Origin of the sequence: Pseudomonas sp. 22526 (assembly GCF_052044735.1) — a bacterium.
GTDB lineage: Bacteria > Pseudomonadota > Gammaproteobacteria > Pseudomonadales > Pseudomonadaceae > Aquipseudomonas > Aquipseudomonas piscium.
Map to the genome: position 1 here is coordinate 61,704 of NZ_JBQENK010000019.1, position 12,994 is coordinate 74,697.

Annotated in this window: 13 protein-coding genes; 6 read left to right on the plus strand and 7 right to left on the minus strand. The window is 61.5% G+C overall.

Going from position 1 to position 12,994, the window contains the following annotated elements:
- Positions 1–230 precede the first annotated feature (230 nt).
- Positions 231–1,568: an NADP-specific glutamate dehydrogenase gene (gene gdhA / locus ACTJKT_RS24645; protein ID WP_440788901.1), complete on the plus strand. Its 1,338-nt coding sequence runs from the start codon at positions 231–233 to the stop codon at positions 1,566–1,568.
- On the opposite strand, the gene ACTJKT_RS24650 is transcribed toward gdhA, so the two are convergent.
- From ACTJKT_RS24650 to ACTJKT_RS24665, 4 genes are all read right to left on the minus strand, one after another.
- A complete protein-coding gene (locus ACTJKT_RS24650) occupies positions 1,565–2,059 on the minus strand; it encodes a GreA/GreB family elongation factor (RefSeq protein WP_440788902.1) in 495 nt (164 codons plus the stop codon). The two genes, gdhA and ACTJKT_RS24650, sit on opposite strands and share 4 nt — an antisense overlap.
- Positions 2,060–2,130: 71 nt before the next feature.
- Positions 2,131–2,487, minus strand: a complete 357-nt coding sequence (locus ACTJKT_RS24655; RefSeq protein ID WP_440788903.1) for a hypothetical protein — start codon at positions 2,485–2,487, stop codon at positions 2,131–2,133.
- A 94-nt stretch (positions 2,488–2,581) separates the two neighbouring features.
- On the minus strand, positions 2,582–4,435 hold the full coding sequence (locus ACTJKT_RS24660; protein WP_440788904.1) for a DUF7840 domain-containing protein: 1,854 nt from the start codon (positions 4,433–4,435) through the stop codon (positions 2,582–2,584).
- Between the two features lie 94 nt (positions 4,436–4,529).
- Positions 4,530–5,018 (minus strand): DUF3015 domain-containing protein, encoded by a 489-nt coding sequence (locus tag ACTJKT_RS24665; RefSeq protein WP_007924760.1) that lies wholly within the window; start codon positions 5,016–5,018, stop codon positions 4,530–4,532.
- Positions 5,019–5,291: 273 nt separating this feature from the next.
- On the opposite strand from ACTJKT_RS24665, the gene ACTJKT_RS24670 reads away from it, so the two are divergent.
- Positions 5,292–7,730 (plus strand): Lon protease family protein, encoded by a 2,439-nt coding sequence (locus ACTJKT_RS24670; protein WP_009050953.1) that lies wholly within the window; start codon positions 5,292–5,294, stop codon positions 7,728–7,730.
- Positions 7,731–7,939: 209 nt separating this feature from the next.
- The gene (locus ACTJKT_RS24675; protein WP_007924756.1) at positions 7,940–8,251 is read left to right on the plus strand and encodes a PA4575 family protein; all 312 of its coding nucleotides are present in this window, start codon (positions 7,940–7,942) and stop codon (positions 8,249–8,251) included.
- 32 nt (positions 8,252–8,283) lie between these two features.
- On the opposite strand, the gene ACTJKT_RS24680 is transcribed toward ACTJKT_RS24675, so the two are convergent.
- Positions 8,284–10,116, minus strand: coding sequence for a hypothetical protein (locus ACTJKT_RS24680; RefSeq protein WP_440788905.1), 1,833 nt, complete (start codon positions 10,114–10,116; stop codon positions 8,284–8,286).
- A 160-nt stretch (positions 10,117–10,276) separates the two neighbouring features.
- Here ACTJKT_RS24680 and ACTJKT_RS24685 point away from each other — a divergent pair, with 160 nt between their 5' ends.
- The 3 genes from ACTJKT_RS24685 to ACTJKT_RS24695 all read left to right on the plus strand — a co-directional run bounded on the left by ACTJKT_RS24685 (position 10,277) and on the right by ACTJKT_RS24695 (position 11,952).
- Positions 10,277–10,765 carry a TIGR00645 family protein gene (locus ACTJKT_RS24685; RefSeq protein ID WP_007924753.1) on the plus strand — a complete coding sequence of 163 codons (489 nt, stop codon included), beginning with the start codon at positions 10,277–10,279 and terminating at the stop codon, positions 10,763–10,765.
- 135 nt (positions 10,766–10,900) lie between these two features.
- Positions 10,901–11,203, plus strand: a complete 303-nt coding sequence (locus ACTJKT_RS24690) for a DUF6482 family protein (RefSeq protein ID WP_097305164.1) — start codon at positions 10,901–10,903, stop codon at positions 11,201–11,203.
- A 131-nt stretch (positions 11,204–11,334) separates the two neighbouring features.
- Positions 11,335–11,952, plus strand: coding sequence for an FKBP-type peptidyl-prolyl cis-trans isomerase (locus tag ACTJKT_RS24695; RefSeq protein ID WP_007924751.1), 618 nt, complete (start codon positions 11,335–11,337; stop codon positions 11,950–11,952).
- A 98-nt stretch (positions 11,953–12,050) separates the two neighbouring features.
- Here the strand turns inward: ACTJKT_RS24695 and ACTJKT_RS24700 are convergent, their stop codons facing one another.
- Together ACTJKT_RS24700 and ACTJKT_RS24705 are read right to left on the minus strand one after the other, a co-directional pair.
- Entirely contained in the window at positions 12,051–12,323 is a 273-nt protein-coding gene (locus ACTJKT_RS24700) for a PA4570 family protein (protein ID WP_009045712.1), read from the minus strand.
- 207 nt (positions 12,324–12,530) lie between these two features.
- Positions 12,531–12,872, minus strand: coding sequence for a zinc ribbon domain-containing protein YjdM (locus ACTJKT_RS24705; protein WP_007924748.1), 342 nt, complete (start codon positions 12,870–12,872; stop codon positions 12,531–12,533).
- Positions 12,873–12,994: the final 122 nt, after the last annotated feature.

Genomic DNA, 12,994 nt, shown 5'->3' on the forward strand with positions numbered 1-12,994 from the left:
CGATGCGCCCTGACTGGCACCGCCGATTTTCGGGCTGCCCAACATGGGGCGAGGTCTGTGGTTGCTATCCCTTGAATGGTGCGTAAAAGGCCGAAAACAGCCGGATATTTATATCTATTGCACCATTTAAATTCATAACTGCGACATTTTGCTCTGTCATGGTGCTGTTCGAGTTGCTAAAGTCCCGGGCAAATCTTTGTTAACGACAATAAATTTGCCGAGACTTTCCCATGATCGAATCCGTCGAAGACTTCCTCGCCCGCCTGAAAAAGCGCGACCCGGACCAGCCTGAATTCCACCAGGCGGTGGAAGAGGTGCTGCGCAGCCTGTGGCCGTTCCTGGAGGCCAATCCGCATTACCTGAGCTCGGGCATTCTCGAGCGCATCTGCGAGCCGGAGCGGGCGGTGGTGTTTCGTGTGTCGTGGGTCGACGATCAGGGCAAGGTCCAGGTCAATCGCGGGTTCCGCATCCAGATGAACAGCGCCATCGGCCCGTACAAGGGCGGTTTGCGTTTCCACCCTTCGGTCAATCTGGGGGTGCTGAAATTCCTCGCCTTCGAGCAGACCTTCAAGAACTCCCTGACTTCGCTGCCCATGGGCGGCGGCAAGGGCGGTTCGGACTTCGATCCGAAGGGCAAGAGCGACGCCGAGGTGATGCGCTTCTGCCAGGCCTTCATGAGCGAGCTGTATCGCCATATCGGTTCGGATGTGGACGTGCCGGCGGGGGACATCGGCGTGGGCGCCCGGGAAATCGGCTTCCTGTTCGGCCAGTACAAGCGCCTGAGCAACCAGTTCACTTCGGTGCTGACCGGCAAGGGCATGAGTTACGGCGGCAGCCTGATCCGTCCGGAGGCTACTGGCTTCGGTTGCGTGTACTTCGCCGAAGAAATGCTCAAGCGCCGTGACGATCGGGTAGAGGGCAAGCGCGTGGCGATTTCCGGTTCCGGCAACGTGGCGCAATACGCGGCGCGCAAGGTCATGGACCTGGGCGGCAAGGTGATCTCCCTGTCGGACTCCGAAGGCACGCTGTACTGCGAGACCGGGCTGACCGAGGAGCAATGGCAGGCGGTGCTGGAGCTGAAGAACGTCAAGCGCGGGCGCATCAGCGAGCTGGCGACGCAGTTCAACCTCGAGTTCCTCGCCGGCCAGCACCCCTGGGCGCTGCCGTGCGATATCGCGCTGCCGTGCGCCACCCAGAACGAACTGGACGCCGAGTCGGCACGCACCCTGCTGCGCAATGGCTGCATGTGCGTGGCTGAAGGGGCGAACATGCCGACCACTTTGGCGGCTGTGGATATCTTTATCGAGGCCGGCATTTTGTTCGCCCCGGGCAAGGCCTCGAACGCTGGGGGCGTGGCGGTCAGCGGGCTGGAGATGTCGCAGAACGCCATGCGCCTGCTGTGGAGCGCCGGCGAGGTGGACAGCAAGCTGCACGGCATCATGCAGTCGATCCACCACGCCTGCGTGCATTACGGCGAAGAAAACGGCCGGATCAACTACGTCAAAGGGGCGAACATCGCCGGCTTCGTCAAGGTCGCCGATGCCATGCTGGCCCAGGGCGTGGTTTAAGCCGGGTCGATGCGGATCACCTCGATCAACTGATCGCCCGCCGGCCGCTGCCACAACACTTCATCGCCAAGCTGGGTGCCCAGCAGCGCCCGGCCCAGCGGCGAGCCCCAATTGATCAGGCCTTTGGCGACATCGGCCTGATCCTCGCCCACCAGTTGCACAGACTGCTCGGTGCCGTGCTCGTCGGCGAAGATGACCCGGCTGCCGATCTGCACCTTCGACCGCGATGTCGCCTGGGGAACCACCTGGGCGCTTTGCAGGCGCTGGTTGAAGTAGCGCAGGTCGCGTTCGATATCGGCCAGCTGTTGTGGGTCCGCCTGGTCGCCCAGTGCCGATTGTTGGTTGTGCCGGGTTTGCAGCTGCGCGACCTTGGCCTGCAGCTCGCTCAGACCCTGTGGGGTGACGTAGTTGGGTTGCGCGCTGATCTGCCGTTCCACCGGTTGGTCGGCCTGGGGAGCAGACAGTTCCTCATTGACGAAGGCTCGGCTCATGGGAGTTTTCCCGTAATGGAGTTTGGGCCATGGTCGCAGCCTTTTGGTTTCGGGCCATGTCTGAAAACGACTTACTGCGAGCGATAGGCTCGCGCGGCGTCGCGGTCTTTTTCTTCTTGCCAGGCACGTTCGCGTTCGTCCCAGTGACGCTGCCGATAGGCATTGCGATCCTGGTTTTCCAGCATGGCCTGGCACTGGCGAAAACCGTCGCTCCAACCCTCGGCGTATTGCGGGTCCTTGAGGTAGCGCGGCACGTTCTTGCGAAATTCGCCGTTGATCGCCCCGGCGGCCTGGCGACCGCTGGCGCAGCCATCATCGAAGCCGTCGGCGAAGGCCGGTGGATAACCCTGCTTGAGCAACTGCTCGTGGGTTGTCTCACAACCGGCGATCAACGCCAGCAACGCCGCCACTACCGCATACCGCCACATCTCTGACTCCCGCGCCGCTCAACGGCTCATAGAGAAAGTCTAGAAGGGGATTCGTCAGTGGTTTGTGAAAGCACGGTGAGAATGCGACCGGGCGTCAGTAGTGGTACCACTTCAGTTCCAGCATCACCTCGTTTTCCGCCGTAGCTAGGTGGCTGAACTCGCGCTGGGCGCTCAGGCGCAGGCCCAGGTTGCGCGACAGCTCCCATTGCTGGTTGAGGCTCAGGCTGCGGCGCACCTCGCCATTGGTGAAATAGTCGCCCTTGGCTTCGACGCTGAAGTTGCCCAGCGGGTTTTTCCACAGCAGGCCGGTGTTGAAGCCGGCCGCCGGGGTGATGAAACCGGCGAAATCGGCGTTGTGCTCGACGCGCACGGTGCCCAGGGCGAAGCCGAGCATATTCTCGCTGAGCTGCCAGGTGCCGCCACCGCCACCGTTGACATGGCTGACCAGGGTTTCATCGTCGTGTTTGCCCGGCACCCGCTCCAGGCCGCCGGTAACCTGCCAGGACCAGGGTTGCAGCAGTTCGTTGCGCGGCGTCAGCGAACGAATGGTTGCCAGGTCCAGTTGCTGCAGCTGCCAGCGGTTGCCTTCGTACTGGCGCAGCTTCATCTGCAGGATTTCGATCTGCGCGCCCAGGGGAAAACCTTCGGCGTTGTCGTTGAGGTCGTGATAGGCCATGCGCAGCCCGTATTCGCCAAAGGCCTGGTCGCCGCGGGTGCCCACGCCGACCTGCCAGGTGCGCGACTCATGGCCGTCTTCCGGCAGGCCAGGGCGCTCGATGGACAGTTCGGGCGGCGGGTTGCGGTTGATCGCCCGCAACAGCTCGAAACTGCGCTGCGCCCGTTGCGGGTCGCGCTCCTGGCCGTTGGCCCGATAGCGCTCAAGACGATAGGCCGCATCGATGATCAGCGCCTGGCGGTCCCGTGGCAGGGCCTTGAAGGCCGGCTCCTGCAGCTGTTGCTGGTCGGCGCTGACCTTCAGTACCCATTGCTGTTCGTCGTTGCTCAGCGGCTTGGCGCGCTCCAGCAGCTCACGTTCGCGGGACGGGCGGTATTCGATTTTCTCCACCAGGCCGGCTTCCTTGACCGCCTTGACGGTGTCGGTGGGAATCGCCGTCAGCGGGAACTGTTCGGTCAGGCGCAGGCTGGGGCGCGCCACCTGCAGCAGCTCGAGCAAGCGGTAGGAGCAGTTCTCGTCGAAGAAGAAGTAGTCGAACTTGATCTGCTTCAGTTCCCAGACGTGCTCGACCATGCGTTCGGTTTCGGCCTGGGTCAGGTTCAGCCGGTATTCCCACAGGTCGCGGTTTTCCAGGCTGCGGTACTCGGAGAGCTTCTCCTGGTAGGGCACCAGGGCGAACAGCCCGGGGTAGCCGCCCATCAGGCCTTTCCAGGCGTAGAGAATGCTGTTGTCCGAGCCTTCGATATAGGCGCCGAAGTTGATCGCGTAGCTGAGCAGGGCGGTGTGGTTGCTTTGCACGTCGGCCTGGTCGATACGCAGCAGGGTATGGCCGAACATCGACGACGGGCTGTTCAGGTAGGCCGCCGGGAAAATCATCACTGTGCTGTGGGGCGCGACATCCTTGAACCACTGATTGAACTCATTGCAGTCCACCGCTGGTAGATCGCTCAGATTCAACTGGGCCTTGAGCCAGCGGGTGCGGGCGGGGTACACGCATTGGGCATGCTGGTTGCCGCTGCTGGCGGGGGCGTAGAGCGCGTCAAGGGTGGCCTTGAGCTCGGCATCGGGGTGTTCGGCGCCGTTGGCGGCGAGGAAAAACTTCGGGTCGCTGACATAACTGCGCCAGCCACCGAGCTTGGCGGTTTCGTAGTGGCCAAGGGAAATCCAGAACGGATCGTTGGCCAGTTGCTGCAAACGTGAGTGGTCGATATGTGGCGCGGCGGACAGCGGGGCGCAGACACAGAGCGCCAGGGAGGCAAGGCGTTTGAGCATGGTGGGCAACTTGAGTCGGAAAAAACAAAGACCCGGGAGGGGTCATGTCCGAAAAACAAAAGCCCGCTCCCCGAAAAGAGCGGGCGGGTCGAGATTAAGCCGGGGTGGCGTACTTGGCCAGGCGTGCATCGCTTTTCAGTACGGCCAGGGTGTTGGTGTGCACATCTTCCGCGGTCACGTCGGCTTTGCTGAAGATCTGCTGGAAGTGCTCGTGGGTGACAGCGGCGAAGTGTGCGCGGTCTTCAGGAGCGACGCCCAGGACCACGGCGTAGGTGGTCAGCGCTTCGCCTTCACCTTTGGCCATGTCTTCGGAGAGCTCGTTCATCATGCCATTCATGGCAAACCAGGATTTGCCGCCGTAAGTCAGCGCGCTGTTGGTCGAGCAGCCGTTGGTGCCGGAAGTCATACCGAAGGTCGCGTTACCGGAGGTGCCGTTGGTGGTGGAGGCCAGGAAGTGAGCCGGAGTGCCGCGCTGCCCTTCGAACAGCAGGTTGCCCCACCCACAATCCGGACCGCCTGGCGCTTGGGCCATTGCATTGATGGAAACAGCGGTGAAGAGAGTACCGAGAAGAATCCGTTTCATAGCTTTGTTCTCTTTGTGTGCAAACCAATGGACAAGGGTTCTGGCCCATGTCGGCGCCAGTGGGCCGGTTATTAGTCCAGCCGCGCAGCTTGGAGTTTAGGCAGATTCCAAGGGTTCCGTGTTTTTTTGCATGACATTCCTTGAAATAGACGGTTTTTATGCTGTCTGCGTGGCGCCAGGGATCTGCCTGTGCTTTCGCTTCCTCGCGCCTTGCCAGCCGCTGTACCCGGCGCCAGAATGCCCCATCTGCCCCGCCTGATGTAAGGAAGCCCGATGCCTGATCCTGTTGCTGCCAGCTTGCGTCTAGCGCCCGAAGCGCTGACCCGTCCGTTTTCCGCTGAACAGTTCAGCTTCTCGACCACCAATGATTTGGAGCCCTTTCGCGGTGTGCTTGGCCAGGAACGTGCGGTCGAAGCCTTGCAGTTCGGCGTGGCCATGCCGCGCCCCGGTTACAACGTCTTTGTCATGGGCGAGCCCGGCACTGGCCGCTTCTCTTTCGTCAAACGCTACCTGAAGGCTGAGGGCAAGCGCCTGCAGACCCCGTCCGACTGGGTCTACGTCAACAATTTCGATGAGCCGCGCGAGCCTCGTGCGCTGGAGCTGCCTTCGGGGGCCGCGGGCGCATTCATCAGTGACATCAACGGCCTGATCGACAACCTGCTGGCGACCTTTCCGGCGGTCTTCGAGCATCCCTCCTATCAACAAAAGAAAAGCGCCATCGACCGCGCGTTCAACCAGCGCTACGACCGTGCCCTCGATGTGATCGAGCGCCTGGCGCTGGAGAAGGACGTCGCGCTGTACCGCGACAGCAGCAATATCGCCTTCACCCCGATGCTCGACGGCAAGGCGCTGGACGAGGCCGAGTTCGCGCAATTGCCCGAGGCCGATCGCGAGCGTTTCCATGAGGACATTTCCGCCCTGGAAGAGCGCCTCAACGAAGAACTGGCGAGCCTGCCGCAGTGGAAGCGCGAGTCGAGCAACCAGCTGCGTCACCTCAACGAAGAAACCATCACCCTGGCCTTGCAGCCGCTGCTGGCGCCGCTGTCCGAGAAGTACGCGGAAAACGCCGGGGTGTGCGGCTACCTGCAAGCCATGCAGGTGTACCTGCTCAAGACCGTGGTCGAGCAACTGGTGGACGACAGCAAGACCGACGCCGTGGCCCGCAAGCTGCTGGAAGAACAGTACGGCCCGAGCCTGGTGGTCGGCCACCCGGCCAGTGGCGGCGCGCCAGTGGTGTTCGAGCCGCACCCGACCTACGACAACCTGTTTGGCCGTATCGAATACAGCACCGACCAGGGCGCGCTGTACACCACTTACCGGCAGCTGCGTCCGGGTGCCCTGCATCGGGCCAACGGCGGTTTCCTGATTCTCGAAGCCGAGAAGATGCTCAGCGAACCCTTTGTCTGGGATGCCCTCAAGCGTGCCCTGCAATCGCGCAAGCTGAAGATGGAGTCGCCGCTGGGCGAACTGGGGCGCCTGGCCACCGTGACCCTGACCCCGCAACACATCCCGTTGCAGGTCAAGGTCGTGATCATCGGCGCTCGCCAGCTGTACTACACGCTGCAGGACCTGGATCCGGACTTCCAGGAAATGTTCCGCGTGCTGGTGGATTTCGACGAAGACATCCCGATGGTGGACGAAAGCCTCGAACAGTTCGCCCAGCTGCTGAAAACCCGCACCTCCGAAGAGGGCATGGCACCGCTGACCGCGGACGCGGTGGCGCGCCTGGCGACCTACAGCGCCCGGTTGGCGGAACACCAGGGGCGCTTGTCGGCGCGTATTGGCGATCTGTTCCAGCTGGTCAGCGAGGCGGACTTTATCCGTCACCTGGCCTCGGACGAAATGACCGATGCCGGGCACATCGAACGGGCGCTCAAGGCTAAGGCTACGCGCACCGGGCGGGTCTCGGCGCGGATTCTCGACGACATGCTGGCGGGGATCATTCTGATCGACACCGATGGCGCGGCCGTGGGCAAGTGCAACGGCCTGACGGTGCTGGAAGTGGGCGACTCGGCCTTTGGTATTCCGGCGCGGATTTCCGCCACGGTGTATCCGGGGGGCAGCGGTATCGTCGACATCGAGCGCGAGGTCAATCTCGGTCAGCCGATTCACTCCAAGGGCGTGATGATTCTCACCGGCTACCTGGGCAGCCGTTACGCGCAGGAATTCCCCCTGGCGATCTCGGCGAGCATCGCCCTGGAGCAATCCTACGGTTACGTCGATGGCGACAGTGCATCGCTGGGCGAGGCGTGCACGCTGATCTCGGCCTTGTCGAAAACCCCGCTCAAGCAATGCTTTGCCATTACCGGATCGATCAACCAGTTCGGCGAGGTGCAGGCGGTTGGCGGGGTCAACGAGAAGATCGAAGGCTTCTTCCGCCTCTGCGAAGCGCGGGGCCTGACGGGCGAGCAGGGCGCCATCATTCCTCACGCCAACGTCGCCACCCTGATGCTCGACGAGAAGGTACTGGCGGCGGTCCGTGCCGGGAAATTCCACGTGTATGCCGTGCGCCAGGCTGACGAGGCCCTGAGCCTGCTGGTCGGCGAGCCCGCGGGCGAGCCGGATGCGGACGGCCAGTTCCCGGAAGGCAGTGTCAACGCGCGGGTGGTGGAGCGTCTGCGGGTTATCGCGGAAATGATCAGCGAGGACGATCTCAAGGAAGCGGAAAAAGAGCAGGCACAAGAAGCTTTGGCGCAAACCAAGCCGGCATGAGCCTTGCCGCGGCGGGGGCTCGGCCTTCGTCGCGGCGCCGGTCCGCTGGCGTCAATTTCTCGAATAGACCATTCGGCGCCTGTTCAGCCGGTCAACTTTGCTTCTCAGTCTTTTCTTCCTATTCTCAGGGCAGGAGAACGACAGTCGTCACTGGATCGAAACAGTCTTCACATGAGGGCTGAATACCGGATCTACCGAGGGTCGCCGCCATGTCGCGCAACCTCTGCCTTACCCGCCAGTGTCTTGGCCTGGTCACCCGTATCGAGTGCAGCATCCGCCCGCTGGCGGGAGATAACGGAATGTGGACCCTACTGTTCGCGGCCGGAATGGCCGGCGAACAACCTTCGGCCATCAAGGCCCAGGGACCTTTCTGCGGTCCCAGCGTGGCCGAATCCATCCTTGATTCCATCGTCGAAAGCCTCACCACCCACGGCTATGAGCTGGCCGACGACCCGCAGATCTGGTGCCTGCACCTTCAGGCGCAACTACGGCAGATCAATGGCGAACGCTGCCGCCATTGACGCAATCTCCCGTTAATCCCTACCGCTGAGTCCTACTCGGCGGGTGGCGGGTTCTCCAGCTTGTCGAGCTTGACCTCAAAGCCATATTCGACGGTGTTGAGCTCGCTGCGCTGGTAGGTTTCCAGTTCGCTGGGCTGCCCATAGAAGTAATGCACGTCGAACGAGGCCGGACCTTTTGCCGGCGCCTCATGGCTGACCGCAAGAATCTCCTTCAGGTACTGACCGCTGCTGTCCTTGGCGTAGAAGCGCCAGGCCTCGGCCGGGAACAGGCGCTGGTCGACGACCAGCGCATTGCCCCGCAGCTCCAGTCCTTTGGGCAGTTGGCTGACGGGCAAGGCTTTCTTCTCGATGCTGGCCAGAAACAGCGGAATCGCACCGACGGCGTAAGCCGGGGTTTCCGGGAACAGGGTCAGGTCGTAAGTGATAGAGCTGCGCAACGGATCGACCTCGACCGCCTCCGATGGCAGTTCGATGGGCTCGCCGCGTTTGCCATTTTCGTTCTGGGTGAAGAAGGTCACCGGGCTGTCGCTGGTAGAGAAGGACGTGCCAAGCAACTCGTCATTGAAGGTTTTCGGGTGGTCGAACTCGATCCGCGCCGCGCTGGCGTCCTCGGTGGATTGATGCACGACCACGCTTTTTTTCAAGGTTTCTTCGTCGAGGTTGGCGCCCTTGAGGTAGTTCGGTGCCTGATCGTCATACACCACTACCGGCATGGGCAGGGGCTGGATCTTGCTGTCGGTGGTCAGAGGGTCGAAGCGTCGTACCGGCAGATCGAGGTCTTTGCGGGTGACGGTGGCTGCGGAGAAATCCAGCACGTTGACTTCGAGCTTGTCGATCAGGCCGTTGAAATACACCTTGGTGTAATGGCTGTGCTGCTCGCGCTCGAAGGTTTTGCGCTCCTCTTCAAGCTGCTGCTCGAAGGCTTGGCTCCAGGCCTTCTGCTTTTGCATTTCGGCGAGCTGCTGGGCGTAGAAGGCAATCTGTTGGCTGTTTTCGTTGATCGACCCGGAGCGCGAAAGGATCTGGCCGCTAGTGTCGCGTGCCTGCACCAGCAACGGGTTGAGCGGTGTATCGCTGAGTTCGGGCGATAGCGGGGCGTTGTTGGTCAGTTCGATTTCGGCGCTGTTCTTGTCCAGGGACAGCAGTTTCACGCTGACATTCTTGTCGCTGCGCTGCTTGCCGATATCCGCCTTGCCCAGCTCGAAGGTCAAGACCTGATGTGGCGCTATCACTTCGGCCTTGCCTTGCAGCGTCACGGGTTGGGGCTGGTCCTTGTTTTCGACTTCCAGGCCTTCGATGAACGGGTAGGTCACCGTCAGGTCATCCGGATTGGTCAGGTTGGAGCTGGACGGGCTCAACTGGATGCCGGGATCGGTTTCCGACCATTCGGGCTGGAAGGCGATGGCCTTGCCGTTGCTCAGGGTCACGGACTGCCATTCCAGGCCGTGGGGGAAGGGGAATTGCGCCGGCATGTTGAAGCTGAAGGGGAACACCGGTTGCAGGTCGGTCAGGTAGTCGGAATTGGAGGTCTTGCGCAGTACGAACAGGCCGTTGAGGTAGGTGTCGACCAGGGCCTGGGGGCTGGGGTAGTGCTTGAGCAGGGCCAGGGCGTCATCGCCGTATTCGGTCTCGATGGGCTTGTTCTTGAGCCGTAGTTGCGCACGCTCGAGCAGCAGCAGCGAACCGCCCAGGTCGGCGATGGCGTCCTTGAGCTTGGGGTCCTGGATGGCGTCCAGGGATTGTTCGAACTGTGCGGTTTTCTGTTCCAGGCTGACTTGCTGTTTCTCTTCGCTGGGCGAGCAGCCGCTGCTGAGCAGTACCGCGATACACAGGCCGGTACCCGCCAAAGGCAATCGCAAATCCATTCTCCAGGCTTCCTGTCCGATGTCATTGAGCTGTTCAAGTGATTCCGACACTAGCAGAAAAACGCTTTGGCAGAGGCGCAGGTAATGGATTTCGTTGCGGTTTATGGGCTTTTGGCCGGCTGATATACTCGCCGCCATTTTCAGACCTGTGTGAGATTCAATGGAACGTTTTATCGAGAATGCAATGTACGCTTCGCGCTGGCTGCTGGCGCCGATCTACTTTGGTCTGTCGTTGGGGCTGCTCGCCCTGGCCTTGAAGTTTTTCCAGGAAGTCTTTCACGTCATCCCCAATGTGTTCTCCATGGCCGAGTCGGATCTGATCCTGGTGCTGCTGTCGTTGATCGACATGGCGCTGGTCGGCGGCCTGCTGGTGATGGTGATGATCTCCGGCTACGAGAACTTCGTGTCTCAGCTGGACATCGACGAGGACAAGGAAAAGCTCAACTGGCTGGGCAAGATGGACTCCTCCTCGCTGAAGATGAAGGTGGCCGCGTCCATCGTGGCGATCTCCTCGATCCATCTGCTGCGGGTATTCATGGATGCGAAGAACATCGAGCCGCAGTACCTGATGTGGTACGTGATCATCCACATGACCTTCGTGATTTCGGCTTTCGCCATGGGCTATCTGGACAAGCTGACCAAGCACTGATCGTCTGATCGCCGCTGTAGCCGCGCCGCCCGGCCGTTGTGAAACGGACGGGCGGCGTCGTTTGTGGCTTGTGCTTTTACCGGCCGAGGCATATCCCTGTAAGGGTCACGGGCTTGAACTGCGCGAGGTGCACCCATGAACCTGCACGAGTTGAATGCTTATGCCGTCGCTGGGAAAATCGACGAGCTGAACCTGATCTCCCTCGAAGGCGGTATCTATCTGCTCGAAGCGCGGATGCATGGGGCAGCCTATCCATTGAGCGACGCCCACGGTCAGATGTTGCACCTGCGTTCGGTGGAGCATGCCCGGGAAGTGCTGCACGCCTTTCCCAAGTTGCCCTTCAACCTGATCCACGCCTCAGTGCATGACGAGATGTGTGGCCTCTCGGCCAGTGGCGATGACAGCCTGCGGGTGCCCCTCGCGGTCCGTCCGGCCTGACAGGCGGGACGCGCGCTCATCATCGCCGTGGCATCTGTGCTAGTCTGCTCGCCCTTTTGGTTCCGGGCGTCCCGGGATGCGCTGTGTACGCACGGCGGGTTTCCGAGCCGTCCGCACAGCGGAGCAGTGTCATGTCCGAAGTAAATCTGTCCACCGACGAAACCCGCGTCAGCTACGGTATCGGCCGTCAGCTGGGCGACCAGCTGCGTGACAACCCGCCACCGGGCGTGAGCCTGGATGCCATCCTGGCCGGCCTGACCGACGCGTTCGCCGGCAAGCCTAGCCGTGTAGGTCAGGAAGAAATGTCCGCCAGCTTCAAGGTGATCCGCGAAATCATGCAGGCCGAAGCCGCTGCCAAGGCTGAAGCCGCTGCTGGCGCGGGCCTGGCTTTCCTGGCTGAAAACGCCAAGCGTGAAGGCATCACCACTCTGGCCTCCGGCCTGCAGTTCGAAGTGCTGACCCAGGGCGAAGGCGCCAAGCCATCCCGTGAAGACAGTGTGCGTACCCACTACCACGGCACCCTGATCGACGGCACTGTGTTCGACAGCTCCTACGAGCGCGGCCAGCCTGCGGAATTCCCGGTCGGCGGCGTGATCGCTGGCTGGACCGAGGCGCTGCAACTGATGAATGCCGGTAGCAAATGGCGTCTGTACGTGCCGAGCGAGCTGGCTTACGGCGCGCAAGGCGTGGGCAGCATCCCGCCGCACAGCGTTCTGGTGTTTGACGTCGAGCTGCTCGACGTTCTGTAAGCCTCAGCTGCCGGGCTGAGCTTGCTCGCGATCCATGCGCCGTGTTTGCGGTGTACGGATCGCGAGCAGGTTCGCCTTGGCAGAGGGGTTAGGCGGGGTCATAGGCGTATTTTTGCGCTCAGGCCTTGCCCTTCGGCTGTTCCGGCAGGGCGCAAGGCCCGTGCATAGCAGAACAGAAACAGGTTGCGCACCAGTTCCTTGAGCACCACCGGCTCGCTGGAACTCAGGCCGTTGAGGTCCAGGTCGCCCTGGTCCTGCAGCTCGTTCAAGGCTTCTTCTTCCAGTACCGCACAGACTTCCCCGGTTTCCCGATGCAGGATTCGCAGGTAAGGGTGTGGGCGGTCCAGCCATGCGTCGATCAAATAAGTCATGAGTCTCATCTCCTTGATGGGTTTCAATGAGAATAATTCTTATTCAATGAATAGCAAGTACCTATTGGCGGTTTCTGCTTTTTTCTGTGTGGAAATTGTTGTGAGTCAAAAGGGCTGGCCTTTTGATATGTGGCGGGGAATGAGGGGCGTTTGGTGGGCGCGGGGAGGGCGTCACCCCGTGCCTGGCACGGGGCGATAGCCGGAATATCAGACCTTGCGGACGAACTCGGACTTGAGCTTCATCGGGCCGATACCGTCGATCTTGCAGTCGATGTCGTGGTCGCCATCGCACAGGCGGATGTTCTTGACCTTGGTGCCGACCTTGACCACCAGCGAGGTGCCCTTGACCTTGAGGTCCTTGATCACGGTGATGGTGTCGCCGTCTTGCAGGACGTTGCCGACCGAGTCCTTTTTCACGGTTTCATCGGATGCGGCCTCGGCTTCGCCGTTGGCGGACCATTCGTGGGCGCATTCCGGGCAGACCAGTTGGGCGCCGTCTTCATAGGTGTATTCGGAATTGCATTTCGGGCAGGGTGGCAACGTGCTCACTAAGGCTCCTCGGATTCAGGAAGGCTAAAAAGCGCACATTATATAGGGTTTTGCGCGGGGGCGGGGCATCGAGGGGAAAGCAGCGCGAGCAAGCTCGCTCCTACAGAGAGCAGGAACGAGCT